Here is a 26,060-nt window from a genome sequence, read left to right as displayed (position 1 = left end):
TGCCCCCGCTGTCCCGGCCGGCACCGCTGACCCGCCTCCGACCGGCATTGCTGACCCGTCCGCCCCCGCTGTCCCGGCCGTCCCCGGGCCCCGCCCGGGTCTGCCCCTGCCCTCTCCCCGAGCCCACCCCACCCCGCCCCCGGCCCCACCCCGTCCGCTCCCGCTGGCCGAGCGCGCGGTCCGCCGGGACACTGGATGCGTGCGCACTGTCACAGCGACCGCCGCCGCCGTCACCGCCGCCCTGGCCGCGGGTGCGGCCAGTGTTGCCGCCGGGCGGATGGCCAGCGACGCCGCGCTCAAGACGCCCTCCGGCCGGCCGCTGCCCACCGAACCCCGGCTCACCGTGCACGACATCGCCGAGGGCCGGATCACCCTCACCCGCGACCTGGCCTCCTTGCGCCCCGGCAGCTACGGCCTCGCCGGCGACGGCTCGCACGCCGTCGTCGGACCCGTCCTGACATCCGTCCGGCCCACCGCCGACACCGTCGTACGCCGCCTCGACGGCGTCACGCACGGCACCGTACGGCCCGGCGACCGGGTCTGGCTCACCCCGAACGTGTTCGTCGGCAACCCGGCCTCCGCCCTCGGCCTCGACCACGCGGACGTCGACCTGCCCGGCGAACTCGGCCCGCTGCCCGCCTGGTTCGTACCCGGCCACCGGGACACCTGGACGATCGCCGTGCACGGCCTGGGCACCACCCGCGAACAGGCCCTGAACGTCATGGGATTCCTGCACCGCAGACGGCTGCCGGTGCTGGCCCTGGCCTACCGCGGTGACCAGGGGGCGCCCCGCCGGCCCGACGGCCTGAACCACTTCGGCGAGACCGAGTGGCGCGACCTGGACGCGGCGCTCCGCTACGCCGTCCGGTACGGCGCCCGCCGCGTCGTCCTGCTCGGCTGGTCCACCGGCGCCACCATGGCACTGCGCGCCGCCGCCCATTCCGCCCTCCGGGACCGGGTCGCCGGGCTCGTCCTGGACTCGCCGGTGCTCGACTGGCGGGCCACGGTGCGCGCCCTGGCGTCGGCCCGCCACACCCCGGGCGCCGTGCTGCCGCTCGCCGTGCGCGCCGCGCAGGGCCGCACCGGGCTGCACCCCGACGGCCTCGCCGGCCCGGCCGACCCCGCCCGGCTCGACGTGCCCACGCTGATCATCCACGGCCCGGGCGACACCGTGGCGCCGTGGGCGTACTCCCGGCGCCTGGCCGCCCGCCGCCCGGACCGGATCGCCCTGCACACCGTGCCGGACGCCCCGCACGCGGCCATGTGGAACGCCGACCCGCAGGAGTACGAGGAGCAGCTGCGCCGGTTCCTGACCCCCCTCATGTAATCCGTTCCGTTTCAGGCTGTACCACTGGCTTGATCCTGGCCCATCAGCCCCTCCGGTGCCCGTGCGTTGGCCACCGCCATCGCCCGCCGTGACATTCCGTTTGGGTTTTCGGACCGTCAACCGCAAGACTGCACCCGTGACGTCCCGTATCCCGCGCGACTCCAGGCTTCGACTCGTCGGACCGCGACCCCTGGCCGCCGCCCCCAGAGCTGTGAACCAGCGGCGCCCGCGCCGCGCCGCACCCCGGCCGCCGGAGGGCACCCCCGCCCCCGCGGAGCTGGCCAGAATGGCACGCTCCTGCCTGGCGGGCGCGGCCCGCGTCGCCCACTGGGCCGACGCCGCCCTCGGCCCCGGCCGGGACGGCGCGGCCGAGGACGGCATGGCCACCCTCCCCGACGCGACCGCCGCACGGGCGGCCGACGATCTGAACCTGACCGCGGCCCAGGTCGGCGCCGACTGGGACACCGCCCGCCTCGCCGGCCTCGTCGAGGTGCACGGCGCCAGCGCCCGCCCCGGCTGGCGGCTGCGCGCCTGGGACCGCGACGACAGCGCCGTACTGCGCGGCTGGGTCGCCCTCTTCGACGCATGGTCGCTGACCCGTCCGGAACCGGCCGAGCACGAGCACGCGGCCGTCGCGGACGTGGTCTCGGCCATGCCCCAGGTGCTCTCCTTCCTCCAGCTGTCCGCCGGCCCGGTCCCGGTCGAGCAGCTTCTCGACCTGCTCCAGCAGCGGGTCACCGAGCTGCGCACCGAACGCTGCGAAGTCCCGTACACGTCCGATCCGGTCGCTCTCGCCACCTCCGGTGCCGTGCTCCCGACGGCTGACGCGCCCGTCGCCGCCGTGGCGCCGGCGCCCGCCGAGAACGTCCTCCTCGCCCCGCTCCTCGACTGGGCCCTGAACGCCCTCGCCTCCGTCGGCGCCCTCACCTACGGCGACGGCCAGGCGACGCTCACCCCGCTCGGCAGCTGGGCGGTGTGGGTCAAGCTGGAGCAGATCTGCGTGGCCGCGCAGAGCCCGGCCGGGAACATCGAGCAGGCGGCCGAGGACATGCTCCGCGGCTGTGCCCAGCTCCGCCCGAACGCCGCCCGCGCCGAATACCGGGCCTGGCTCGCCGCCCGCCCCGTCGGCAGCGCCGTCACCGAGCTGATCGGGGCCGCCCGCGGCGACGACGCCCTGCTGCGCGGCCTCGCCTTCGAGGCGCTGCGGGTGGTCGGCGCCCCCGCCGAGCCGGACGTGCGCGGCGTCGCCGAGGAGCCGACGCTGCGGCCGTACGCCCTGCTCTGGCTCGCCGAGCACGACGGCACCGACCCGGAGGACGCCCACGAGGTCCTTACCCGGGAGGAGGCCACCTGGCTGTGGGTCGACACCGCCGCCGCCGTCGCCGACCACGGCGAGGCGCCGATGCTGGTGCGCCACCTGGAGTCCGCGGTGCAGCCGACCGTCCCGCAACTGCTCGGCGAGGTGCGCGCGGTGGGGCACCCGCGCACCGTGCAGGTCCTGGTCGCGCTCGCCGCCGCGCACCCCGACCCGGCCCTGGCCAAGGCGGTGCGCCGGGCCGCCTTCCAGGTGCACACCGGAGGCTAGGCCGCGCGGGAGCGGGTCAGATCCCTATCTCCGGGGCGTAGGTCCCGAAGCTCCAGAGGTTGCCCTCGGCGTCCCGGGCCGTGTAGTCCCGCGATCCGTACTCCTGGTCCGTCGGGGGCATCAGGATCTCCGCGCCGTGGTCCACGGCGCGCTGGTGGTGCCCGTCGACGTCGTCCACCACGATGTACACCCCCGCGGGACCCGCGTCCCGCATCAGGGTGTCGAAGACACCGCCGCGGCCCTTGGAGCCCAGCATCACCGCGCCGTTGCCCTGCACCAGCTCGGCGTGGGTCACCGAGCCGTCCTCTCCCTCGTACACCGACAGTTCGGTGAACCCGAAGGCTTCCGTGAGCTGTTTGATCGCCGCCTTCGCATCCGCGTACAGCAGCGTCGGATAGATACTCGGACGCCCTCCGCCCGTGCCTGCCATACCGATCACTCCCCTGTGAACATGCCGCACCGAAACAGGCCGGCCACCGGTCGACGGGCCCGGCATTCCCCGGAGTTGCGACCTGCCGCCCAGTCTTGCACCCGCCACTGACATCGCCCGGTGACAACCGGCCCCGGCTTCACCGGAACGTGTCGCACCGCCCCAGGTCCCCGGTCCGGTCCCCCTCGTAGAACCACTGCTGCCGCTGTTGCGCCGACCCGTGCGTCCAGGTCTCCGGCGTCACCCGCCCCTGGTACCGCTCCTGGATCCGGTCGTCGCCCACGGCCGCCGCCGCGTCGAGCCCGTCGCGGATGTCGGCGGTCGTCAGGCTCGTGATCAGCGGCCGTCCGGTCGACGGGTCCTTCGTGGTGGTGGCGTGGTGCGCCCACACCCCGGCGTAGCAGTCGGCCTGCAGCTCCACCTTCACCGCGTCGCTGTTCGCACCGGTCAGACCGGTGCGGGCCCCCTCCAGCGTGCCGGTCAGATCCTGTACGTGGTGCCCGTACTCGTGCGCCACGACGTACGCCTGCGCGAACGGCCCGCCGCTCGCCCCGAACCGCGTCCGCAGGTCGTCGAAGAACCCCAGGTCCAGATAGACTTTCCGGTCGCCGGGGCAGTAGAACGGCCCCACCGCCGAGGTGGCTGTCCCGCAGGCCGTGCCGACCCGGCCGGTGTAGAAGACCGTCGAGGACGGCGTGTACGTCGCGCCGCGTCGCCGGAACTCCTGCGTCCAGTAGTCCTGCACGCTGTTCACCACCGCGACGACGCGGCAGTCCTCCCGGGCGTTCGCGTCCCGCCCGGTGCGGCAGCTCTGCTGGACCTGCGCCAGCGAGGAGGACGCGGGCGCGGGCTGGTCGCCGCCCGTGGACAGCCCCAGCTCGTCGGGACCCACCCCGAAGAAGAGTCCGAGGAGCAGCGCCAGCAGCCCGGCCAGCCCGCCGCCGACGGTCGCCCGGCCGCCCGGAATCCGACTGCCGCGCACGTCCTGCACCTCGGAGGTGTCCAGGTCCGCGTCGTCGTCGAACTGCATGGGGGCTCCAACCCTCCGTTCCCGGTCCCTCCGCGTCATCCTCGCCCTTCGCCCGGCACGAGGCGCCGGGCGAAGGGCCGAACGGGGGACGCCCGCCGCCCGCCCGCCGTGTCGCACCACCGCCTCCCGATGCCGCGCCGGTCCCTGATTACGCTCTGCGCCTGTTCAGTGGGGTGCGGGCGCCGACGACGCGGGTACCGCAACCGCGAGTGCCGGAGGGGAGCGGGGATCGGTGGTCGTCCTACCGCGGCGCGGGCCACTGCGGGCGAACCCGGCCGCCCGGCGGCCGGCCGCCACGGAAGGCCCCTCGCGCCGCCGGCCGGGCCGGGCACCCGTCGTCGCCCTCGTGGCCCCCGCCCTCGCCGCACTGCTCCTCGCGGCCCACCACCTGCGCCCCGCCGCTCCCTACGGGGACCACCTCACCGCGTACGGCCGCCAGACGCACGGTGCGACGGCGGTCCGGGCCCGCGGCGCGGCCGTGGAGGCGTACGACCCGGCCGGCGGCGAGCGCCGCTGGCGCTACGCGCGCGACGGCCGCCGCCCGCTCGGCGTGCTCCCCGCGCGCGGGCACACGATCGCCGTCTGGGACGACGGACTCGTCACCGACACCGACGGCCGCTCCGTGCGCTGGCACCGCGCCCTGCCCGCGGCGGCCGGCTGGCTCACCGCACACGGCGCCGCGGGCGTCCTGCGCCCGCTGTCCGACGGCATGCTCGCCGTGGTCACCCCGGACCGCATCACCGCGTACCGCACCGCCGACGGGGACCTGCGCTGGATCCTGCCCGCGCGCGAGGGCTGTACGTTCCGGCCCGAGCGCGCGGCGTGGCGCGGCACCGCGTGGCTCGTCGCCCAGCCCTGCGCACGGGGCGCCTGGACCGACCAGCTGGTCGCCGTCGACGACCTCGGGCCCGTCGCACCGCACCGCGCCCCCCTCGGCAACGCGGTACCGGGCAACGACCGGGACCGCCCGCGCCCCGGCCACTCGGACTCCGCACGCCCGCACCCCGCCGTCCCGGGCCTGGAACGCTCGGACCCCGAACGTCCGGATCCGGACGTCATGGACCCAGAACAGCCAGATCCAGAAGCGTCTGACACGGAACATCCATATCCGTGACCCCCGGGCCCGGGCCGCCCGGACCGATAAAGCGCTTGCAGCACCCCGTTAGACTGGTCCCCATGGCCATTCTCCTCGCGCATTAGACGGCGGGAACGTCCTCAGCCGCCCATCCCGTCAACGACTCGCCCTGGAGTCTGTCCGTGATCTCCGCCTCAGGCATCGAGCTGCGCGCCGGTGCCCGCATCCTCATCGAGAACGCCAACTTCCGCGTCGCCAGGGGCGACCGCATCGGTCTCGTCGGCCGCAACGGCGCCGGGAAGACCACCCTCACCAAGGTCCTGGCCGGCGAGGGCATCCCCGCCGCCGGGAACGTGACCCGCTCCGGCGAGGTCGGCTACCTGCCGCAGGACCCCCGCACCGGCGACCTCGACGTCCTCGCCCGCGACCGCATCCTGTCCGCCCGCGGCCTCGACGTGCTGCTCCGCAAGATGCGCGAGAACGAGCAGCGCATCGCCACCGGCAAGGGCTCCACCCGCGACAAGGCGATGAAGCAGTACGAGCGCCAGGAAACCGAGTTCCTCACCAAGGGCGGGTACGCGGCCGAGGCCGAGGCCGCCACCATCGCCGCCGCGCTCAACCTTCCCGACCGCGTGCTCGGCCAGCCGCTGCACACCCTCTCCGGTGGTCAGCGCCGCCGTATCGAGCTGGCCCGGATCCTGTTCTCCGACGCGGACACCCTGCTGCTCGACGAGCCGACGAACCACCTGGACGCCGACTCGATCACCTGGCTGCGCGACTACCTGAAGACGTACCGCGGCGGCTTCATCGTCATCTCGCACGACGTCGACCTGGTCGACACGGTCGTGAACAAGGTGTTCTACCTGGACGCCAACCGTTCGGCGATCGACATCTACAACATGGGCTGGAAGCTCTACCAGCAGCAGCGCGAGGCCGACGAGAAGCGCCGCAGGCGCGAGCGGCAGAACGCGGAGAAGAAGGCCGCCGCGCTCAACGCCCAGGCCGACAAGATGCGCGCCAAGGCCACCAAGACCGTCGCCGCGCAGAACATGGCCCGCCGGGCCGAGAAGCTGCTGTCGGGCCTCGAAGCGGCCCGCCAGTCCGACAAGGTCGCCAAGCTCCGCTTCCCGGAGCCCTCGCCCTGCGGCAAGACCCCGCTGATGGCCGAGGGCCTGTCGAAGTCGTACGGCTCGCTGGAGATCTTCACCGACGTCGACCTGGCCATCGACAAGGGCTCCCGGGTCGTCATCCTGGGCCTCAACGGCGCCGGCAAGACCACCCTGCTGCGCCTGCTCGGGGGCGTCGAACAGCCGGACACCGGCATGGTCGTCCCGGGCCACGGCCTCAAGCTCGGCTACTACGCCCAGGAGCACGAGACCCTGGACCCCGACCGCACGGTCCTGGAGAACATGCGCTCGGCCGCCCCCGACATGGACCTCGTCGAGGTCCGCAAGGTGCTGGGCTCCTTCCTGTTCTCCGGTGACGACGTCGACAAGCCGGCCGGCGTCCTCTCCGGCGGCGAGAAGACCAGGCTGGCGCTGGCCACCCTGGTGGTCTCGTCGGCGAACGTCCTGCTGCTCGACGAGCCGACCAACAACCTCGACCCGGCCAGCCGCGAGGAGATCCTCGGTGCGCTGCGCACCTACAAGGGCGCGGTCGTCCTGGTCACCCACGACGAGGGCGCCGTGGAGGCGCTCCAGCCGGAGCGGATCATCCTGCTGCCGGACGGCGTGGAGGACCTGTGGGGAGCGGCTTATGCGGATCTGGTCGCCCTGGCTTGATCAAAAGAATGATCCACTGCCCATGGATCATTCGGCCTATCGGTGATCCATCATCTGTGTGAGATCTCCTGGTATCGGGGTGTGTCATACATGCATTTCGCGGCCGATCCCTTTCTCGACAAGGGATCGGCCGTCGTGCGTCTCTGACCTGGCATTTCGTGAATGAACCCGTTCGGCGGAACGGGAAACACCGTGCGGAATTAAAGATTCCGCATGTGGGGATGTGCTCCTGTCGTCACAACCGTGTCTCACGGACCTTGCCGAATGGGTGGCCATCGGGCCCGGGAGGGGTGATCATGAGGGGACCAGAGCGCACTTCCCATGAGGAGGCACGGGTGGCCGAGACTCTGAAGAAGGGCAGCCGGGTGACCGGCGCCGCGCGCGACAAGCTCGCGGCAGACCTGAAGAAAAAGTACGACTCCGGTGCGAGCATCCGGGCGCTGGCCGAGGAGACCGGCCGCTCGTATGGCTTCGTACACCGGATGCTCAGCGAATCGGGCGTCACGCTCCGTGGGCGTGGCGGTGCGACCCGGGGCAAGAAGGCCGCATCGTCCTGATCCGGGCGGTCCATCGGCTTCGATGGTGGCCACCCGGCCGGTCCTCCCTCCAGTGCCCTCACGGGCTCTGGGGGTGACTCCAGATCGGCCGGGTGGTTACTGTGCAGTCACTTAGCATGCCGTACGGCACTGCGTGTCGACCGCACTCATCGGAGGCGCCCCGTGGTTTCGCCCCAGCAGGACCTTGCTCCCGCACTCGACAAGGACGGCGTACGGCTCACCGTGGACGACACGCTCGCCACGGTGACGCTGACCAACCCGGCCAAGCGCAACGCGCAGAGCCCCGCCCTGTGGCGGGCGCTGGCCGAGGCCGGGCGGGCGCTGCCGGGTTCCGTGCGGGTCGTCGTGCTGCGCGGCGAGGGCAAGTCCTTCTCCGCCGGGCTGGACCGCCGGATGTTCACCCCGGAGGGCATGCCGGGCGAGCCGACCTTCACCGACCTGGCACGCCGTGAGGACGCCGAGCTGGACGCGGTGATCGCCGGGTTCCAGGAGGCGTTCGCCTGGTGGCGGCGGAACGACCTGGTGACCGTCGCTGCTGTACAAGGGCATGCCATCGGTGCCGGTTTCCAGCTCGCCCTCGCCTGTGACCTGCGCGTCGTTGCCGACGACGTGCAGTTCGCGATGCGCGAGACGTCTCTCGGGCTCGTCCCCGACCTGACGGGCACCCACCCGCTGGTGGAACTCGTCGGATACGCCCGTGCCCTGGAGCTCTGCGTGACCGGGCGGTTCGTCGGCGCCGAGGAGGCGGTCGCTTCTGGGCTCGCGAACCTCGCGGTGCCCGTCGGCGAACTCGACGGCACGGTGCATGACCTGGTCGCGGCGATCCTGGCCGCGCCACGGGATGCCGTGGTGGAGACCAAGGCCCTGCTGCGCGGGGCGGGCGGGCGGACGTTCCAGGAGCAGCTCGCCGCCGAACGGGCCGCCCAGGCACGGCGGCTGCGGGATCTGGCCGGCATCGGCGACTGAGCCACGTCCGGAGCCGGATCGGGCCGTGTGGCGAACGGCCCGGCAGCACGGACCGGGCCGGCGGAGCCGGGGAAGTACCTGAGCCGGTCGGGTCGAGTGAGCGGCCGAGCGGGGTCGGGCAGACGGAAGGGCCGGGCCACCCGCCGGACCCGGGTCCGGCGGGACGTGCTCAGCCCACCGCCGTGACGACTACCGCCACCGTCGGCCGCCCTGCCAACTCCGCGGCCACCGCCGTCCGTACCCCGCGGGCCACGTCCAGCGGCCGGTGCCCACCGGCCACCGCCAGCTCCACCCGGACATGGCGGTGCGGCAACGCACCCGGCCGGTCGTCGTGTTCGATGCGCACGGCCCGGCCGAGGCCGCCCAGACTGCCGGTCAGCCGGGCCACGCCCGGGACGGACAGCGCCGCGGTCGCCGCGCGCGTCTCGTCGGGCTCCGCGCTCTGCCGCGCCCGGCCCGGCTGCGGTGGACGCACCTGCGGGACGTCCACCGGCCCGTCCAGCAGCGCGGTCACCCGCAGGTCCACCTCGGCCACCGCCAACCCGAGCCGCAGGTCCGCGGCCGACGCCAGCGCCTGCCGGAGCCGGTCCGCCGTCGCGGGCAGCGGCTCGGCGGCCACGGCCGCGAAGTCCGCCACCACCCGCAGCGGGCCCACGGGCAGTGCGCTCGGCGGCGGCGGTACGGCGGGCTCGCCCACCCCGTCGGGCTCGGCGCGCGCGATCCGCAGCGCGCCCAGCAGCACACCCGGCACCTCCGCCGCCGCGTGCCGCAGCACCGCCTCCGCCGCCGCCTCCGTGATCCACCCGGCGTCCCGCGGCCCGCCGAGCGGAAGCAGTCTGCCCAGCCCCACTTGCTGCCGTACCGCCCGGGTCCATCGGTCCGCCGTCATTCCTCCAGCCTGCCGCATTCCCGGCGCACGAACCTGCCACCGCACATACGGTGGTCGCAGGACCACGGATCGGGAAGGGGCGTACGGGCGATGACCGACGCGACGGAGCAGAACCGGACGACGGACCCCGAGGGCGGGAACGAGCAACCGGTGCAGGCCCGCAAGGCCACCAAACGCGGCGGCGGTGACCCGGCGACCCGGGGCCGGACCACCATCGCCGACGGGGTGGTGGAGAAGATCGCCGGGCTCGCCGCCCGGGACGTGCTGGGCGTGCACGCGATGGGGAGCGGCCTGAGCCGCACCTTCGGGGCCGTGCGCGACCGGGTGCCGGGCGGTTCGAAGTCGGCAACGCGAGGAGTGAAGGCCGAGGTCGGCGAGGTGCAGACCGCGCTCGACCTGGAGATCGTCGTGGACTACGGCGTGTCGATCGGCGACGTCGCGCGGGACGTCCGGGAGAACGTGATCGCCGCCGTGGAGCGGATGACCGGTCTTGAGGTCGTCGAGGTCAACATCGCAGTGAGTGACGTGAAGCTGCCGGAGGAAGAAGATGAGGAACCGGAGCCGCGGATCCAGTGACGCCTCGACGGCTTCCGGACAACGCGGTTGAGGAGCTGAGGAGGACCGCATGAACATGGCCGTGGTCGGCATGATTGCCGGGATGGCGCTGGGCTTCGCCGGGTATTTCGGCGGATTCGGTGCGTTCCTGCTGGTGGCGGCCCTGGGGGCGATCGGATTCGTTGTCGGCCGGTTCCTGGAGGGCGACCTCGAACCGGGTGACTTCTTCCGGACCCGCGACGACAAGCGCGGCCGGCGCCGATGACCTCCGTCAGCGACGGGAGGGACGGGACCCGGGCGACGGCTGCCGTCGTCGTGCCCGGCGAGCGCGGCGCCACCCGGATCGCCGACCGGGTCGTCGCGAAGATCGCCGCGCAGGCGGCGCGGGAGGCCGTCGGCGTCCTGCCGACGGACGCCGCACCCCCGTACGCGACCGTCGTGGTGCGCCCCCCGGTCCCCGAGTCCGCCCGGGCCCTGGGCACCGCCACCGCCTCGGCCCGGGTCCGTGTCCACCTGGAACTGGACTACCCGACCGACATCGGCGCCCGGTGCGCGGCCGTGCGTCGTCATGTGGCCGAGCGGGTAAGCGCGTTGGTGAACATGGAGGTGCCGGAGGTCGCGGTGGAGGTCGAGCGGCTGCATCCGGCACCGGCGCACGGCGCGGACGGGAGGACGCGATGAGCGAGTCCCAGGGCACCGAGACCGGCACCCAGCCGCTTCCGGTCGTCGAGAAACCGGCCGGTCCCGCACTCGAACAGTCCGCGTCGGCCGCGGACTACGACCCGCCGCCCGCCGCCCAGGGGCCGGGCGGCCGGGGCGGCCGCTTCTGGTCGGTGCGCCGGGTACCCGCCGGCATCGTCGCGCTGCTGCTCCTGCTCGGCGCGGGCGTCTTCCTGTACGACGTCGCCGCCGTACGGGCCCACCGGCCCGCCCTGCGCTTGCGCCGGGCGCTCGCCCACCAGCTCGCGCTCCGGCCGCTCGACGACACCTGGGTGCTGGCCGGTGCCGCTGTCGCCACGGTCCTCGGCCTGTGGCTGATCGCGCTCGCCGTCACACCGGGACTGCGCGACCTGCTGACGATGCGCCGTACCCACGCCGACGTCCGGGCGGCCCTGCAGCGCGCCGCCGCCGCCCAGGTGCTGCGCGACCGGGCCATGGAGGTCTCGGGCGTACGGTCGGTACGGGTGCGGATGCGGCGACGGAGGGCCGACGTGCGCGCCGTGTCGCACTTCCGTGAACTCGACGAGGTACGCGCCGACCTGGACCTCACGCTCGCCGAGGCGGTCCGGGGACTGGGACTGGTCCGGCCGCCCGCACTGTCGGTGCATGTGGCCCGGCCCGGACGGAAGGGGTGACGGCGATGCTGCGGATCGTCAACCGGGTGCTGATCGGGATCGTCGGACTGTTCCTCGTCGCCCTCGGCGGTTCGGTACTGGCCGTGGGCCTGGGCGTCCGGATGCCGTCCTGGTGGATCCACGGCGGGCCGCACGACGTGCTGCTGAGCGACGCCGAACGGACCCGCCTGCGGGAGACCGACTGGTGGTGGCCCGCGGTCATCGCGGTGCTCGCCCTGCTCGTGCTGCTGGCGCTGTGGTGGCTGGCCGCGCTGCTGCGCCGCCGTCGGCTCGCCGAAGTGCTCGTCGACACGGGCGACGGCGCGGGCGCGCTGCTGCGGGGCCGGGCCCTGGAGACCGCGTTCGTCGACGACGCGGCCCGGCTGCCCGGAGTGGCCCACGCCCAGGCGGTGCTGACCGGCCGCCGCGCGGCCCCCGAGGCCCGCGTCTGGCTGCAACTGGAACCGGACGTAGACCCCGGCGCCGCCCTGCACGGCCTCACCACCGAGTCCCTGGCCCGCGCCCGCGACTCCGCGGGCCTGGCGGCGCTGCCCGCGGAGGTACGCCTGCGGGCGGTCAAGCACCGCGCGGAGCGGGTGACGTGACGGTGTGACGCGGGCCGGGGCCCGGTCCCGGATCAGAAGCCGTGCTGCATTCCGCCGTCGACGGGCACCATGACGCCGGTCAGATAGGAAGCGGCGGGGGACAGCAGGAACGCGGCCACGCGGCCGAACTCCTCCGGTGTCCCGTACCGGCGCAGTGCGATGCGTGACTCGTTGGCAGCGCGGGTGGCCGCCGGGTCCGCGGACAGGCCGTCCAGCTCGCGCACCCGGTCCGTGTCGATACGGGACGGCAGCAGACCCACCACCCGGATCCCCCGCGGCCCCAGTTCGTCCGCGATCGACTTGGCGAACCCGGCGAGGCCGGGCCGCAGCCCGTTGGAGATCGTCAGCCCCGGGATCGGCTCGTACACCGAACCGGACAGCACGAACCCGATGACACCGCCCTCCGCCAACTCCGCGGCCGCCGCGCGGGCGATCCGCACCGCGCCGAGGAACACCGACTCGAACCCCGCCTGCCACTGTTCGTCCGTGGTGTTCGCGAGGAACCCCGCGGGCGGTCCGCCGACACTGACGAGGATGCCGTCGAAGCCGCCGCACCGCTCGCGGGCGACCGCGATCAGCCGCCCCGGAGCGTCCGGGTCGGCGTTGTCCACGGCCACGCCGACCGCGTCGGGGCCCAGCTCGGCCGCCGCTTCGGCGGCCCGCCGCTCGTCCCGCCCGGTGACGACCACCTTCGCCCCGTCGGCGACCAACTCGCGCGCGGTGGCATTGCCCAGCCCGCGGGTGGCCCCCGTGACGACGTACACCCGGTCCTTCAGTCCAAGATCCATGACGCCTATACTGCCGCGCCGTCCCCGAAGAGGGCGAGGGCGGAGTTCACCAGAGCGATGTGACTGAACGCCTGCGGGTAGTTGCCCAGCAGGCGCCCGGCCGCCGGGTCGTACTCCTCGGACAGCAGGCCCACGTCGTTGGCGAGACCCACCAACCGGTCGAACAGCTCCCGCGCCTCCTGCGTACGGCCCGTCAGATGCAGCGCGTCCGCGAGCCAGAACGAGCAGGCCAGGAAGGCGCCCTCACCGCCCGGCAGCCCGTCGAGCGCCTGGTCGGCGGCATAGCGCCGTACGAAGCCGGAGTGCCCCAGCTCCGCGCGGACCGCGTCCACCGTGCCGATCACCCGCGGATCGTCCGGGGGCAGGAAGCCGACCCGGGGGATGAGCAGCAGGGCGGCGTCCAGCTCCTGCGAACCGTAGTACTGGGTGAACGTGTTCCGGTCCGGGTCGTAGCCCTTCTCGCACACCTCGCGGTGTACCTCGTCCCGCAGTGTCCGCCAGCCCTCCACGTGCCCGGGGAGTTCGGGGGACTCCTCCAGCGTGCGTACCGCGCGGTCGGCGGCCACCCACACCATCACCTTCGAGTGCACGAAGTGCCGGCGGCCGCCGCGCACCTCCCACAGCCCCTCGTCCGGCTGCCGCCACTGGGTCTGCAGCCACTTCAGCAGGACGCTCTGCAGCGACCACATGTGCGGCTTCGGCGGCAGGCCCGAACGCCGCGCCAGCCACAGGGAGTCCATCACCTCGCCGTACACGTCCAGCTGCAACTGGTCGACGGCGTTGTTGCCGGTCCGCACCGGCGCCGACCCGGCGAAGCCCGTGAGCCACGGCAGCTCCAGCTCGGGCAGCCGCCGCTCACCGGCCACGCCGTACATGATCTGCAGGTCCGCCGGGTCGCCGGCGATCGCGCGCAGCAGCCAGTCGCGCCAGTCCTCGGCCTCCTTGAGGTAGCCCGCGGACAGCAGCGCGCCGAGGGTGAGAGTGGAGTCGCGCAGCCAGCAGTAGCGGTAGTCCCAGTTGCGCACGCCGCCCAGTTCCTCGGGCAGCGAGGTGGTGGCCGCGGCGACGATGCCGCCGGTCGGCCGGTAGGTGAGCGCCTTGAGGGTGATCAGGGAACGGACGACGGCGTCCCGGTACGGTCCGTCGTAGCGGCACCGTGCGGCCCACCGCTGCCAGTCCGCCACGCTGGAGCGGAGCGCCTCGTGCGGGTCGACCAGCGGGGGCCGGGGGCGGTGCGAGGGGTGCCAGGTGAAGACGAAGGCGACCTTCTCGCCCGCCGCGACGGAGAACTCCGACTGTGTGCTGAAGTCCTTGCCCCAGGTCCGCACCGGCGGCTCGCTGCGCAGCCACACCGAGTCCGGTCCGGCGACGGCGACCCGGTGGCCGTCCGAGCGGCGCATCCACGGGACGATCGCCCCGTAGTCGAAACGCAGGCGCAGCGTGCTGTGCACGGTGACGCGCCCGCTGATGCCCTCGACGATCCGGATCAGTTCGGGGCTCCGGTCGCGCTGCGGCATCAGGTCGGTGACCCGTACCGTTCCCTCGGGGGTGTCCCACTCGGTGTCGAGGACCAGCGTGTCGGAGCGGTAGCCGCGGCGGGTGCACACCTCCGCGCCCACCGGCGCGATCCTCCAGTGCCCGTTGTCCTCGTCGCCGAGGAGCTTGGCGAAGCAGGCCCCGGAGTCGAACCGGGGCAGGCACAACCAGTCGATGGAGCCGTCCCTGCCGACCAGGGCGGCGGTCTGCTCGTCGCTGAGGAGGGCGTAGTCCTCGATGCGGGGATGCACGGGATTCCGGGTTCCCGGTGTGTGTCCGCGACAATCCTGGGCGGGGCCGGTCGGGTGACGCGCCCCGTGGTCACACGGCGGCCGGTTCCGCCTGCGCGGTCGTCTTCGCGGCGGCCGCCCCGGCCGCCCGCTCCCGTGCCTCGCGGCGGGCCAGGATCACCCAGCCGACGGGGACCGCGGCGGCGAACAGCCACCACTGGATCATGTACGCGTAGTTCAGCGGGGCGTCTTCCTTGCCCGGGTCGGAGATCTGCTGCGGCGTGTCGTCCGCCGGCTCGGGACCCGTCTGCTCGACGTAGCCGCCGAGCACCTGGGCGCCGAGCCGCCGTGCCTGCTGCTCGCTGTTGATCAGCATGACCTGGCGGTCCGGCAGCCCCGCGACGTTCTTGATGCCGCTCGCCGCGGTCGTCTCGTCGACCTTCAGCCGTCCGGTGACGGTGGTGCGGCCGGCGGGTGGCGCGGGGATCTTCGGGAAGGCGGTCTGGGCCCCGTTCGCGGGGATCCAGCCGCGGTTGACCAGCAGGACCTTGCCGTCCGTCAGCACGAACGGGGTGAGGACGTGGTAGCCGACCTCTTCATTGGAGTTGACGCGGCGGCGGACCACTTCCTCCCGGGCGGTGTCGAAGGTGCCGGTCGCGGTGACGGTCCGGTACCGCTCGGTGCTGGTCACCGTGTGCCCGGGCGAGGTCAGCTGTTCCACGGGTACCGGCTTGGCCGAGAGGGCCTCGGTGACCAGCTGGTTCCGGGCGCTGCGTTCCTCGTACCGGTGCTTCTGCCAGAAACCCAGTCTGATCATCACCGGGATCAGGAGCAGGGCGATCAGCGTGAGGATCACCCACTGGCGGGTCAACAGGAAGCGGTACACGGATCGACCGTACAACTCGGTCGTCGGGTGCATTCAGTCGGGTACCGGTTCACACCCGGTCCACGATCCCCGTCTTCCCTGCGGCGCGGGCGCAGTGGGCCCCGCAGTAGAACTGGCCGTCGACCTCGGCGCCCTGGCTGATGATCGGGACGTGGCAGTGCTCGCAGACCGGGGCCATGCGGTGGATCGCGCAGGAGAAGCAGTCGAAGACGTGGACCACACCCTGGGCGTGCACCTCGAACGTCATTCCGTACTCATTACCGCAAACTTCGCATTTCGCCATATCGCACAGGGTGAGCGGTCACCGACGCTCGCGCGAGGGAGCGCCGGGCGAGTCGCACGGCAATCACCCGTCCGTACGGCCGCCTGCGACGGGATCTGCGCAAGGGGTCAGGGCGCCCCTCCCGCGCGGGCGTCGTCGTACGCCCCCACGGCCTGCTGCCGTGGCCGGCAGGCGGGTGTCGAGGACCGTTGGGCGCCGCGGTCGTCACCGGCCGCGCTCGGCCGCCGCCGTGCGGTCCCCTGGGCGCAGCCGCCGGCCGCCCGCCGTGGGGTCACGTCGCCCCAGTCGCCGGCTCCACGTCCCTCAGCAGTTGGCCGAACGCCGCCTCGTCGATCACCGGCGTCCCGAACTGCCGCGCCTTGACCACCTTCGAGGTGCCCGAGCCGGGGTCGTTCGTCACCAGCAGGCTGGTGACCCGGGACAGACTCGTCGCCACGTGCAGCCCGGCCTCGGTCGCCTGGTCCTCCAGCAACTCGCGGTCGATCGACGTGTCCCCGGAGAACGCGACCCGCATCCCCTGCTTGAGCCGCTTGCCGGCCTCGTACCGCCCCGGGTTGGGGTACGGGCACGCGGGACGTTTGCGGGCGGGACGCCAACTGGTCGGACGGTAGCCGCCGTAGCCGCCGCCCGCCTGCCGGCCGATCCGCGGCGCGGGTGAGTCGTTCCACTCGGTCAGCGGCCGGCACTCCAGCAGCGGCAGCCGCACATCGCCCGCCGCCGCGGCCCGCAGACTGGGCCGGAACGCCTCCGCGAGCACGCGCGCGTCGTCCAGCGCGTGGTGCGCCTGCCGCTGTACGACGCCGAAGTGCGCAGCCAGCGACTCCAGCTTGTGGTTGGGCAGCGGCAGGCCCAGTTCCTTGGACAGCGCGATGGTGCACAGCCGCTGACGCACCGGCGCCTCGCGCTTCGCGCGCGCGTACTCCCGCGCGATCATCTGCCAGTCGAAGGCGGCGTTGTGCGCCACGAGCACCCGGTCCGCGAGCCGGGCGGCGAACTCCTCGGCGATGTCCGCGAAGCGCGGCGCCCCCGCCAGCACGGCGCTCGTCAGACCGTGGATCCACACCGGGCCCGGATCGCGTTCCGGGTCGACCAGCGTGTACCAGTGGTCCTCGACCTCACCGTGCGCGTCCAGCCGGTAGACGGCCGCGGAGATGATCCGGTCGTCCCTGGCCAGGCCGGTGGTCTCCACGTCAACGACCGCGTATCCGCCTGGGTACGCGACCGGCCACCGGGTGGGGGAGGACACTGCGGTCGTACCTTCTTCGAGCATGGTCATTGAGGATACGGGCCGGGACCGACACTCCTGGCCGCCAGGCTCCCGGTACCACCCTTCGCACCGGAGAACACGTCAGTTTTCCTCCCGTGGCGCTCGGTTCGGGCGTGTGTGCGCCGTCCGGCCGGCAAGGCGCCCTGCGGGCCGGGGCCGTTGCCCGCGCCCCCGCCGGGAGCGTCGGTGCGGGCACGCCCGCGCGCGGGGTGCGATCCTCCGTCCTGTGACGCAACCGACGCGACCCGCGCACGACGAGCCCCACGGCGGTCCGCTCGGCTCCCGGCTGAACTGGCTGCGGGCTGCCGTGCTGGGGGCGAACGACGGCATCGTCTCCACCGCCGGACTCGTCGTCGGCGTGGCCGGGGCGACGAGCGACCGGAACGCCCTGCTCACCGCCGGACTCGCCGGGCTGCTCGCCGGGTCCCTGTCGATGGCCGCGGGCGAATACGTGTCCGTGTCGACCCAGCGCGACTCCGAGGTAGCCGCGCTGGCCGTGGAGAAGCGGGAGCTGAAGGAGCAGCCGCAGGCCGAACTGGATGAGCTGACCGGGCTGCTGGAGGAGCGCGGGCTGTCCCGGGAGGTGGCGCGGGAGGCGGCGGAGCAGTACACGGCGCGGGACGCGTTGCAGATCCACGCGCGCGTGGAGCTGGGGATCGACCCGGACGAGCTGACCAATCCCTGGCACGCGGCGTGGGCGAGCTTCCTGGCCTTCACCGTGGGCGCGCTGCTGCCGCTGCTCGCCATCGTGCTGCCGCCCGCGGACCGGCGGCTCCCGGTCACCGTGTGCTCCGTCCTGGCCGCACTGGTGCTGACCGGCTGGAGCAGCGCCCGGCTCGGCGCGGCGGCCCCCGGCCGGGCGGTCCTGCGGAACGTGGCCGGCGGCGCCCTCGCCATGGGGGTCACCTATGCCGTCGGAACGCTGCTGGGAGCGGTCGTGACCTAGTCGTCCGCCCCGAGCGCAGTCGCCCGCCCCGCGCGGCCGGCAGCCCGGGACGGGACCGTCCCGACGGTCCGCGGCACGGGCTGTCCCGACGGCGGGCGGCGCGTGGACGGCGTACCGTGAAACGGGCTCGTCACCGCACGAGGAGGATCCTCGCCATGCGCGCCACCACCATTCACGCCCCGTACGACATCCGGGTGGAGAACGTGCCCGAGCCCGTCGTGCGGCTGCCCACCGACGCCGTGGTGCGGGTGCTGCGGGCCTGCATCTGCGGCAGCGACCTGTGGGCGTACCGCGGCGAATCGCCCCGGCAGCCCGGGCAGCGGATCGGGCACGAGTTCCTGGGCTTCGTCGAGGAGACCGGCCCCGAGGTGACCACCGTCCGGCGCGGCGACCTCGTGGTCGCACCCTTCAAATGGTCCGACGGCGTCTGCGACTACTGCCGGGAGGGCCTGACGGCCTCCTGCGTGCACGGCGGCTTCTGGGGTTCGGCCGGCTACGACGGCGGCCAGGGCGAGGCCGTGCGGGTGCCGTTCGCCGACGGCACGCTCGTGGGACTGCCCAAGGACGCGGCTTCCGACGACCGCCTGCTGTCCGCCCTGGTGTCCCTCGCCGACGTCCTCGGCACCGGCCACCACGCGGCTCTCGGCGCCGGTGCCCGTCCGGGTGCCACCGTCGCCGTCATAGGGGACGGCGCCGTCGGCCTGTGCGCCGTCCTGGCGGCCCGGCGGCTGGGTGCCGAGCGGATCATCGCGCTCGGCCGGCACAAGGACCGTACGGACCTCGCACGCCGCTTCGGCGCCGACGACGTCGTCGCCGAGTACGGCGAGGCGGCGGTCGAGGCCGTCCGCGGGCTCACCCGCGGCGAGGGCGCGCACGCCGTCGTCGAGGCGGTCGGCACCGCGGAGTCGATGAGGACGGCTGTGCACATCACCCGGGACGGCGGGTCGGTCGGCTACGTCGGTGTGCCGCACGGCAGCGCGACGGGGCTCGACCTCGGGGTCATGTTCGACCGGAACATCGCGCTGCGCGGCGGGGTCGCGCCGGTGCGCGCGTACATCCCGGAACTGCTGCCGGACATCCTCGTCGGCTCCGTCGACCCCTCGCCGGTCTTCGACCTGACGGTCGGTCTGGAGGACGTGCCGGACGGCTACCGGGCGATGGACGGGCGCACCGCCCTGAAGGTGCTCATCACCGCCTGAGCGGCCGGCCGGCCCGCCTGAGGGGCTGTGCCGGGACCTCGGGAGTGGAGCACACCGGCGGCCGGATCCGTCCCCGGCCGCCCGTGTGCACCCGGTCCTGCGCCCGGTCTACTTCGTCACGGCGGCCAGTGCGTCCGCCGTGCCCCAGCCGTAGAAGCCGTTGTAGTTCTTCGGTCCCTCGCACACCGCGTCGATCTTGCCGTCGCCGTTGATGTCGTACGGGTCCGTGCACGGCGTCGCGTCGGCACCGGCGTACAGCAGTGCCTTGACCTGGGCCGCGGAGGCGTGCGGGTGGGTCGACTTGATCAATGCGGCGACCCCCGCGACGTGCGGGCTGGCCATCGAGGTACCGGCCATGTAGCCCCACTTGCCGCCGGGCAGCGGGCCCAGGATCAGACCGCTGGTCGCCGGGGACCGGGGCGGCTGGTAGGCCGTCGAGTCACCGCCGGGCGCGGCGATGTCGATGACGCCGAGACCGTGGTTGGAGAAGGACGACTTGATGCCCTTCGCACCGGTGGCGGCGACGGTCACGACACCCGGCAACTGGGTCGGTATGTCGTAGCACTCGGACGGGTCGACGACCCGGTCCGACGGGGTGCCGTCGTTGGGCGAGACCGGGTCGGTGATCGAGTCGGAGGCGAGGTCGTAGTTCTCGTTGCCCGCCGCGGCGACGTTGACCGTGCCCTTCCTCTCCGCGTACCGGGTGGCCCGGGTGATGGCGTCCACGAGCGCCTTCTGGTCCGGGTCGTTCTTGCAGTTGAAGTACCACGGGTCGGTGTAATAGCTGTTGTTGGTCACGTCGACGCCGTGCTCCGCAGCCCACACGAAGCCGCAGACCACGGACTCCGTGTAGAAGAAGCCGTCCGGGTTGGAGACCTTGATGCCGGCCACCTTGACGCCCGGTGCGACGCCCGTGATGCCCACGCCGTTCTTGGCACCCGCGATCTCGCCCGCGACGTGCGTGCCGTGCGGGCTCTCGGCGGCGCCGGGCCGCCAGGCGCCGTCGGCCGTGTCCGGCTTGCCGCTCACGCAGTTGGCGGAGGCCCGCCGGTCGAAGTTGGGCGCGATGTCGGGGTGGGTGTCGTCGACGCCGGTGTCGATGACGGCGACGGTGACGTTCCGGCTGCCGAGGGTCTTCTCGTGCGCCTTGTCCGCCTTGATGGCGGGCAGGTCCCACTGCAGGGGCTCCAACGGGTCCTGCCCGGCGGCCGCCTGCGCCTGCGCGACCTGTTCGGCTCCGAGCACCTGCGGGGTGCCGACGTCGGTGGTCGACTGCGCGGGCAGCGGCGCGGTGCGCGTGGCACCGGCCGACTCGACGCCCCGGACCGTGCGGACGGTCTTGGCGAAGTCCGGGTTCGACGAGTGGACGACGATCACGCCGATCTGGTCGTACGAGGTCACCACCGTGCCGCCGGCCTCGCCGATGGCCTTCTGCACCTGCTTCGAAGTGCCGGGTCCGGGGCGGACGTTGACGACGTAGCTGAGCGAGGGCCCGTCCGCCGTGGCCGTGGCTGCCGCCGTGGTCGCGGCGTCCGTGGCGGACGCGGTGGCGTTCGGCAGGAACGCGAGGGCCGTGGCCATGGCCATCCCGACCGGGATCGACAGGACGCGGAGGTGACGCGGCTGGGGCGCGGTCATATGTGTGTGTCTCCAGTTCGTTCGCGATACGACGTGCCGTGCGTATTCCTGGCGTGGGGGAGCCTGCGACGTGGGGCGCAGAGATGGAGGGGGCGTCAGTCGACGGCGCGGAGCGCGTTGACGACGCCGGACCCGTAGAAGCCGTTGACGTGCTTGCCGCCGACGCAGGTCGCGTCCACGACGCCGTCGCCGTCCCCGTCGTACGGGTCGGTCGGGCACCCGGGGTTGTCCGCCTGGGTCTTGAGCAGCGCCTGCAACCGGGCCGGTGTCGCGTGCGGATGGGCGGACTTCAGCAGCGCGGCCACCGCGGCCACGTGCGGCGAGGCCATCGAGGTGCCTTGCAGGTAGCCGTACTGGTTGTTCGGCAGGGTGGACAGGATGCGGCCGTTCTGCGACGGCGTGTCCGGGAGCTGGTACTTGTCGCCGCCCGGCCCGGCGACGTCGATGACGCCCTTGCCATAGCTGGAGTAGTACGACTTGGCGCCCTTGACGCCGGTCGCGCCGACCGTGACCACACCCGGCAACTGGGTCGGCACGTCGAAGCACTTGTGCGGGTCGACCGTGCGGTCGACGGGCGTCGAGTCGTCGGGGCTGGAGTCGTCGACGAGGGCGTGGGAGTCGAGGTCGTCGTTGGAGTTGCCCGCCGAGGCGACGTTGAGCGTGCCCTTGCGCTGTGCGTACAGCTGGGCCCTGTTGACCGCGTCGACTATGGCACGTTGATCGGGATCGTCCATGCAGTTGTACAGCCACGGATCAACGTAGTAGCTGTTGTTGGTTATCTCCACGCCGTGGTCGGCGGCGAAGACGAAGGCGCAGACGACGCTCTCCGGGTAGAACAGCGACGTCGAGTCGGGCTGCGCGACGGTGATGCTCGCGACCTTCACACCGGGCGCGACGCCGGCGACACCGATGCCGTTGCGGGCCGCGGCGATCTCACCCGCCACGTGCGTGCCGTGGTAGTGATCGGCGTCCACCGGCCGCCAGGAGCCGTACGTCGTGTCCGCCTTGCCGCTCACACAGTTCGCGGACTGCGCGGCCGAGAAGTTCGGGGCGAGGTCGGGGTGCGTGTCGTCGACGCCGGTGTCGATGACGCCCACGGTCACCGAGCTGCTGCCGGGGTCGATGCGCGCGGCCCGGTCGGCACCGATCGCCCGCAGGTCCCACTGGTCGGCCTCCAGGGGCTCCTGGCCCGCGGCCGAGCGCTGCGCGAGCTTCGCGGCCCGGGCCTTCGACAGGACCTGCACGGCACCCTCGTCCGTGGTGCCCGTGGTGCCCGTGGTGCCCGTGGTGCCCGTGGTGCCTGTGGTGCCCGTGGCGCTGAGTGGCGCGGTGCGCGTGGCGCCCGCCGACTGCACGCCGCGCACGGCGCGCATGGTCCGGCCGAAGTCCGGGTCGGCGGAGTGCGCGACGATCACCCCGATCCGGTCGTACGCCGCGACGATGCTGCCGCCGTTCGCGGCCACCGCCTTGCGTACCGACTCGATGGTGCGGTGGTCCGTCGCGGTGTTGACGACGTACGCGAGCGCCGGGCCGTCCGCAGTCCGGGCCGCCGACACCGGTGCGGGGGCCGCAGACGCGGCCGACGGCAGCAGGCCCAGTGCGGCGGTCAGCGACAGCACGACCGGCGCGGCGACGCCAGGTCTGCGTCTGGAGCGCAGATGAGACATGGGGTCTCCACATCATCCGAAAACGAAACCCGCCCGGGACACAGGTGCTGTCCAGGCAGGTACATGACGGGTGGTGCGGGTCGAAACTATCTCCCTGCCTCGCTGGCCAGCAATGACTTGGGGAGACGACTTCAGAAAGAACTCATAGGACTTGAACCTGTCCTCGCGTGGCGCCGTGGACCTTCGGCAGGGGCCACGAGCACGATCGAGCCCCTTCCCCGATTTGTCCGCGACCAGAGGAGACTCCGTGGCTACCGAGACACCGCCCCACTCCGAACCTCATCACCGGCTCCCCTCCACCGAGGAGTTCGTCGCGGTGCAGGAGAGCGCGGAGTTCGGTGAACTGCGCCGCTCCTACCGCTCCTTCGCCTTCCCGCTGACCGTGGCCTTCATCGTCTGGTACCTGCTGTACGTGCTGCTGTCCAGCTACGCGGGCGGCTTCATGGGCACCAAGGTGGCCGGCAACATCAACGTGGCCCTCGTCCTCGGCCTCGCCCAGTTCCTCACGACGTTCCTCATCGCCTGGTGGTACGCGCGGCACGCCGCCCGCAAGCTCGACCCCGGCGCCGAGGCCATCAAGTCCCGGATGGAGGGCGGCGCATGAGCCCCGCGATCACCCTGGCCGCAGGCGAGGCCAGTGAGCACCGACCGCTGATCATCACCCTGTTCGCGGTGTTCGTCGCCGCGACCCTCGTCATCACCGTCTGGGCGGGCCGGCAGACCAAGGACGCCAGCGACTTCTACGCGGGCGGACGGCAGTTCACCGGCTTCCAGAACGGCCTCGCCGTCTCCGGCGACTACATGTCCGCCGCGTCCTTCCTGGGCATCGCGGGCGCCATCGCCCTCTTCGGCTACGACGGCTTCCTTTACTCCATCGGCTTCCTGGTCGCCTGGCTGGTCGCGCTGCTCCTGGTCGCCGAGCCGCTGCGCAACTCCGGCCGCTACACCATGGGCGACGTGCTCGCCTACCGGATGCGCCAGCGCCCCGTCCGCACCGCGGCCGGCACCTCCACGATCGTCGTGTCGATCTTCTACCTGCTCGCCCAGATGGCCGGCGCGGGCGTCCTGGTCTCCCTGCTGCTCGGCATCACCAGCGACGGCGGCAAGATCGGCATCGTCGCGCTGGTCGGCGTCCTGATGATCGTGTACGTCACGATCGGCGGCATGAAGGGCACCACCTGGGTGCAGATGGTCAAGGCCGTGCTGCTCATCCTGGGCGCCCTGCTGCTGACCTTCCTGGTCCTGCTGAAGTTCCACTTCAACGTCTCCGACCTGCTGGGCTCGGCCGCGAGCAACAGCGGCAAGGGTTCCGCCTTCCTGGAGCCCGGCCTCAAGTACGGCGCGACGGGCACCACCAAGCTCGACTTCATCTCGCTCGGCATCGCCCTGGTGCTGGGCACCGCGGGCCTGCCGCACATCCTGATCCGCTTCTACACGGTGCCCACCGCCAAGGCCGCCCGCAAGTCGGTGATCTGGGCGATCGGCCTGATCGGTGTCTTCTACCTGATGACCCTCGCCCTCGGCTTCGGCGCCGCCGCGCTGATCAAGCCGGACGAGATCATCGCCTCCAACAAGGCGGGCAACACGGCCGCGCCCCTGCTCGCCCTCCACCTCGGCGGAGTGGACTCCAGCTGGGGTGCGATCCTGCTGGCCACGATCTCCGCGGTCGCCTTCGCCACCATCCTCGCGGTCGTCGCCGGACTGACCCTGGCCTCGTCCTCCTCCTTCGCCCACGACATCTACGCCAACGTCATCAAGAAGGGGCAGGCCGACGAGAAGCAGGAGCTGCGCGCGGCTCGCTGGGCCACGGTCGGCATCGGAGCCGTCTCCATCGTCCTGGGCGCCCTCGCCCGCGATCTGAACGTCGCCGGCCTGGTGGCCCTGGCCTTCGCGGTCGCCGCCTCCGCCAACCTGCCGACGATCCTCTACAGCCTGTTCTGGAAGCGGTTCACGACCTCCGGCGCGCTGTGGTCGATCTACGGCGGCCTGGTCAGCGCGGTCGGCCTGGTGCTGTTCTCGCCGGTGGTCTCCGGCAAGGCGACCTCGATGTTCCCCGGCGCCGACTTCGACTGGTTCCCGCTGGAGAACCCGGGCATCGTCTCCATCCCGATCGGTTTCCTGCTGGGCGTCGTCGGCACCCTCCTGTCGAAGGAGACACCGGACACCGGAAAGTACGCCGAGCTGGAGGTGAGGTCCCTGACCGGCACCGGAGCGCACTGACCCGGCGGCAAGGGACGGCCGCGTCGTGGGGAACCACGACGCGGCCCCGTGTTTTTCCGCGGTCTCTCGTGGGATCTGCCTCCGGCCGATGTCAGTGGTGTCACGTAGGCTCGCAGGTGACGTAAGAAGACTGTCCGGGACGAGGGAGGGGGCCCACGTGCTCATTGACACCTACGGCCGAGTCGCCACCGACCTGCGGGTCTCGCTGACCGACCGGTGCAATCTGCGCTGCACCTACTGCATGCCCGAGGAGGGCCTGCAGTGGCTGGCCAAGCCCGACCTGCTCACCGACGACGAGATCGTCCGGCTGATCGGCGTCGCCGTCACCTCCCTCGGCATCGACGAGGTCCGCTTCACCGGCGGTGAGCCCCTGCTGCGCCCCGGCCTGGCCGGCATCGTCGAGCGGGTCGCGGCCCTCGAACCGCGCCCCCGGACGTCCCTCACCACCAACGGCATCGGCCTGCGGCGCACGGCTGCGGCGCTGAAGACGGCCGGCCTGGACCGGGTCAACGTCTCCCTCGACACGCTCCGCCCGGACGTCTTCAAGACCCTCACCCGCCGCGACCGCCACCAGGACGTCCTGGACGGCCTCGACGCGGCCCGCGCCGCGGGCCTCACCCCGGTCAAGGTCAACGCGGTCCTGATGCCGGGCCTGAACGAGGACGAGGCCCCGGACCTCCTCGCCTGGGCGCTGGAGCACGGCTACGAACTGCGTTTCATCGAGCAGATGCCCTTGGACGCCCAGCACGGCTGGAAACGCGAGGGCATGGTCACGGCCGCGGACATCCTGGCCGCGCTGCGCACCTGCTTCGAGCTGACTCCGGAGGACGCCGAGGAGCGCGGCTCGGCCCCGGCCGAACGCTGGCTGGTCGACGGCGGCCCGCAGCGGGTCGGCGTCATCGCCTCCGTCACCCGCCCGTTCTGCGCGGCCTGCGACCGCACCCGGCTGACCGCGGACGGGCAGATACGCACCTGCCTGTTCGCCCGGGAGGAGACCGACCTGCGCGGCGCGCTGCGCTCCGGTGCGCCCGACGAGGAGATCGCCCGTATCTGGCGCCAGGCGATGTGGGGCAAGAAGGCGGGAGCGGGACTGGACGACCCGGACTTCATCCAGCCGGACAGGCCGATGTCCGCGATCGGCGGCTGAGCGCGGCTCCGGCCGGGCCCGGGGCTGTAGCGGGCGGCACGTGTACCGGCCGGGCCCGGAGTCGGAGTCATATCGCAGGGGCACGGTATGTCGGACGGTCCAGGGCTGTATCGGAGGGT

Annotated in this window: 26 protein-coding genes; 16 read left to right on the top strand and 10 right to left on the bottom strand. The window is 72.8% G+C overall.

Annotated features, from left to right (window positions below; translation table 11 throughout):
- Positions 1 to 199: 199 nt before the first annotated feature.
- Both ACFYPJ_RS28245 and ACFYPJ_RS28240 read left to right on the top strand, forming a co-directional pair.
- Complete coding sequence (locus ACFYPJ_RS28245) at positions 200 to 1,327, top strand: alpha/beta hydrolase (RefSeq protein WP_389022904.1); 1,128 nt, start codon at positions 200 to 202, stop codon at positions 1,325 to 1,327.
- Positions 1,328 to 1,463: 136 nt separating this feature from the next.
- Positions 1,464 to 2,912 carry a hypothetical protein gene (locus ACFYPJ_RS28240; RefSeq protein WP_389022902.1) on the top strand — a complete coding sequence of 483 codons (1,449 nt, stop codon included), beginning with the start codon at positions 1,464 to 1,466 and terminating at the stop codon, positions 2,910 to 2,912.
- Positions 2,913 to 2,928: 16 nt separating this feature from the next.
- On the opposite strand, the gene ACFYPJ_RS28235 is transcribed toward ACFYPJ_RS28240, so the two are convergent.
- Both ACFYPJ_RS28235 and ACFYPJ_RS28230 read right to left on the bottom strand, forming a co-directional pair.
- Positions 2,929 to 3,342 (bottom strand): VOC family protein, encoded by a 414-nt coding sequence (locus ACFYPJ_RS28235; RefSeq protein WP_389022896.1) that lies wholly within the window; start codon positions 3,340 to 3,342, stop codon positions 2,929 to 2,931.
- Positions 3,343 to 3,481: 139 nt separating this feature from the next.
- Positions 3,482 to 4,372 carry a neutral zinc metallopeptidase gene (locus ACFYPJ_RS28230; RefSeq protein ID WP_389022891.1) on the bottom strand — a complete coding sequence of 297 codons (891 nt, stop codon included), beginning with the start codon at positions 4,370 to 4,372 and terminating at the stop codon, positions 3,482 to 3,484.
- Positions 4,373 to 4,604: 232 nt separating this feature from the next.
- Here ACFYPJ_RS28230 and ACFYPJ_RS28225 point away from each other — a divergent pair, with 232 nt between their 5' ends.
- From ACFYPJ_RS28225 to ACFYPJ_RS28210, 4 genes are all read left to right on the top strand, one after another.
- Positions 4,605 to 5,486, top strand: coding sequence for a hypothetical protein (locus tag ACFYPJ_RS28225; protein ID WP_389022889.1), 882 nt, complete (start codon positions 4,605 to 4,607; stop codon positions 5,484 to 5,486).
- A 143-nt stretch (positions 5,487 to 5,629) separates the two neighbouring features.
- Positions 5,630 to 7,228, top strand: a complete 1,599-nt coding sequence (locus tag ACFYPJ_RS28220) for an ABC-F family ATP-binding cassette domain-containing protein (RefSeq protein ID WP_389022886.1) — start codon at positions 5,630 to 5,632, stop codon at positions 7,226 to 7,228.
- Positions 7,229 to 7,563: 335 nt separating this feature from the next.
- Positions 7,564 to 7,785 (top strand): helix-turn-helix domain-containing protein, encoded by a 222-nt coding sequence (locus tag ACFYPJ_RS28215; RefSeq protein ID WP_004002281.1) that lies wholly within the window; start codon positions 7,564 to 7,566, stop codon positions 7,783 to 7,785.
- A gap of 162 nt (positions 7,786 to 7,947) precedes the next feature.
- The gene (locus tag ACFYPJ_RS28210; RefSeq protein WP_389022883.1) at positions 7,948 to 8,751 is read left to right on the top strand and encodes an enoyl-CoA hydratase/isomerase family protein; all 804 of its coding nucleotides are present in this window, start codon (positions 7,948 to 7,950) and stop codon (positions 8,749 to 8,751) included.
- 169 nt (positions 8,752 to 8,920) lie between these two features.
- Here the strand turns inward: ACFYPJ_RS28210 and ACFYPJ_RS28205 are convergent, their stop codons facing one another.
- Positions 8,921 to 9,640 (bottom strand): nucleopolyhedrovirus P10 family protein, encoded by a 720-nt coding sequence (locus ACFYPJ_RS28205; protein ID WP_389022881.1) that lies wholly within the window; start codon positions 9,638 to 9,640, stop codon positions 8,921 to 8,923.
- Positions 9,641 to 9,730: 90 nt separating this feature from the next.
- Here ACFYPJ_RS28205 and ACFYPJ_RS28200 point away from each other — a divergent pair, with 90 nt between their 5' ends.
- The 5 genes from ACFYPJ_RS28200 to amaP are packed head-to-tail and all read left to right on the top strand — an operon-like array spanning position 9,731 to position 12,134.
- A complete protein-coding gene (locus ACFYPJ_RS28200) occupies positions 9,731 to 10,216 on the top strand; it encodes an Asp23/Gls24 family envelope stress response protein (RefSeq protein WP_389022878.1) in 486 nt (161 codons plus the stop codon).
- Between the two features lie 49 nt (positions 10,217 to 10,265).
- Positions 10,266 to 10,460: a hypothetical protein gene (locus ACFYPJ_RS28195; protein ID WP_389022875.1), complete on the top strand. Its 195-nt coding sequence runs from the start codon at positions 10,266 to 10,268 to the stop codon at positions 10,458 to 10,460.
- Positions 10,457 to 10,876 carry an Asp23/Gls24 family envelope stress response protein gene (locus tag ACFYPJ_RS28190; protein ID WP_389022872.1) on the top strand — a complete coding sequence of 140 codons (420 nt, stop codon included), beginning with the start codon at positions 10,457 to 10,459 and terminating at the stop codon, positions 10,874 to 10,876. Before ACFYPJ_RS28195 ends, ACFYPJ_RS28190 begins: the two co-directional genes overlap by 4 nt.
- On the top strand, positions 10,873 to 11,550 hold the full coding sequence (locus ACFYPJ_RS28185; protein ID WP_389022869.1) for a DUF6286 domain-containing protein: 678 nt from the start codon (positions 10,873 to 10,875) through the stop codon (positions 11,548 to 11,550). Before ACFYPJ_RS28190 ends, ACFYPJ_RS28185 begins: the two co-directional genes overlap by 4 nt.
- Before the next feature lie 5 nt (positions 11,551 to 11,555).
- Entirely contained in the window at positions 11,556 to 12,134 is a 579-nt protein-coding gene (gene amaP / locus ACFYPJ_RS28180; RefSeq protein ID WP_389022866.1) for an alkaline shock response membrane anchor protein AmaP, read from the top strand.
- Between the two features lie 32 nt (positions 12,135 to 12,166).
- Here amaP and ACFYPJ_RS28175 read toward each other — a convergent pair whose 3' ends face one another.
- From ACFYPJ_RS28175 to ACFYPJ_RS28155, 5 genes are all read right to left on the bottom strand, one after another.
- On the bottom strand, positions 12,167 to 12,922 hold the full coding sequence (locus tag ACFYPJ_RS28175; RefSeq protein WP_389022863.1) for an SDR family oxidoreductase: 756 nt from the start codon (positions 12,920 to 12,922) through the stop codon (positions 12,167 to 12,169).
- A gap of 5 nt (positions 12,923 to 12,927) precedes the next feature.
- Positions 12,928 to 14,709: a glycoside hydrolase family 15 protein gene (locus ACFYPJ_RS28170; protein WP_389022861.1), complete on the bottom strand. Its 1,782-nt coding sequence runs from the start codon at positions 14,707 to 14,709 to the stop codon at positions 12,928 to 12,930.
- A 70-nt stretch (positions 14,710 to 14,779) separates the two neighbouring features.
- Entirely contained in the window at positions 14,780 to 15,574 is a 795-nt protein-coding gene (locus tag ACFYPJ_RS28165) for an SURF1 family protein (RefSeq protein ID WP_389022858.1), read from the bottom strand.
- 49 nt (positions 15,575 to 15,623) lie between these two features.
- Positions 15,624 to 15,857 carry a hypothetical protein gene (locus ACFYPJ_RS28160; RefSeq protein ID WP_389022856.1) on the bottom strand — a complete coding sequence of 78 codons (234 nt, stop codon included), beginning with the start codon at positions 15,855 to 15,857 and terminating at the stop codon, positions 15,624 to 15,626.
- Between the two features lie 271 nt (positions 15,858 to 16,128).
- Complete coding sequence (locus ACFYPJ_RS28155; RefSeq protein WP_389022853.1) at positions 16,129 to 17,127, bottom strand: DEDDh family exonuclease; 999 nt, start codon at positions 17,125 to 17,127, stop codon at positions 16,129 to 16,131.
- Between the two features lie 223 nt (positions 17,128 to 17,350).
- Between ACFYPJ_RS28155 and ACFYPJ_RS28150 the strand changes: the two genes are divergently transcribed.
- Together ACFYPJ_RS28150 and ACFYPJ_RS28145 are read left to right on the top strand one after the other, a co-directional pair.
- A complete protein-coding gene (locus ACFYPJ_RS28150; protein WP_389022850.1) occupies positions 17,351 to 18,070 on the top strand; it encodes a VIT family protein in 720 nt (239 codons plus the stop codon).
- 155 nt (positions 18,071 to 18,225) lie between these two features.
- Positions 18,226 to 19,269, top strand: coding sequence for a zinc-dependent alcohol dehydrogenase family protein (locus ACFYPJ_RS28145; protein WP_389022847.1), 1,044 nt, complete (start codon positions 18,226 to 18,228; stop codon positions 19,267 to 19,269).
- Between the two features lie 108 nt (positions 19,270 to 19,377).
- On the opposite strand, the gene ACFYPJ_RS28140 is transcribed toward ACFYPJ_RS28145, so the two are convergent.
- Entirely contained in the window at positions 19,378 to 20,907 is a 1,530-nt protein-coding gene (locus ACFYPJ_RS28140; protein ID WP_389022845.1) for a S8 family serine peptidase, read from the bottom strand.
- Between the two features lie 95 nt (positions 20,908 to 21,002).
- Entirely contained in the window at positions 21,003 to 22,574 is a 1,572-nt protein-coding gene (locus ACFYPJ_RS28135; RefSeq protein ID WP_389022842.1) for a S8 family serine peptidase, read from the bottom strand.
- A gap of 247 nt (positions 22,575 to 22,821) precedes the next feature.
- On the opposite strand from ACFYPJ_RS28135, the gene ACFYPJ_RS28130 reads away from it, so the two are divergent.
- From ACFYPJ_RS28130 to moaA, 3 genes are all read left to right on the top strand, one after another.
- The gene (locus tag ACFYPJ_RS28130; protein WP_389022839.1) at positions 22,822 to 23,178 is read left to right on the top strand and encodes a DUF485 domain-containing protein; all 357 of its coding nucleotides are present in this window, start codon (positions 22,822 to 22,824) and stop codon (positions 23,176 to 23,178) included.
- Entirely contained in the window at positions 23,175 to 24,794 is a 1,620-nt protein-coding gene (locus tag ACFYPJ_RS28125) for a cation acetate symporter (RefSeq protein ID WP_389022836.1), read from the top strand. The genes ACFYPJ_RS28130 and ACFYPJ_RS28125 overlap by 4 nt, the downstream gene beginning before the upstream one ends.
- Before the next feature lie 157 nt (positions 24,795 to 24,951).
- Positions 24,952 to 25,941: a GTP 3',8-cyclase MoaA gene (gene moaA, locus ACFYPJ_RS28120; RefSeq protein WP_389022833.1), complete on the top strand. Its 990-nt coding sequence runs from the start codon at positions 24,952 to 24,954 to the stop codon at positions 25,939 to 25,941.
- Positions 25,942 to 26,060: the final 119 nt, after the last annotated feature.

The organism is Streptomyces sp. NPDC006012, from assembly GCF_042871185.1.
Lineage (GTDB): Bacteria > Actinomycetota > Actinomycetes > Streptomycetales > Streptomycetaceae > Streptomyces.
This window is presented reverse-complemented; position numbering and strand designations above follow the sequence as displayed.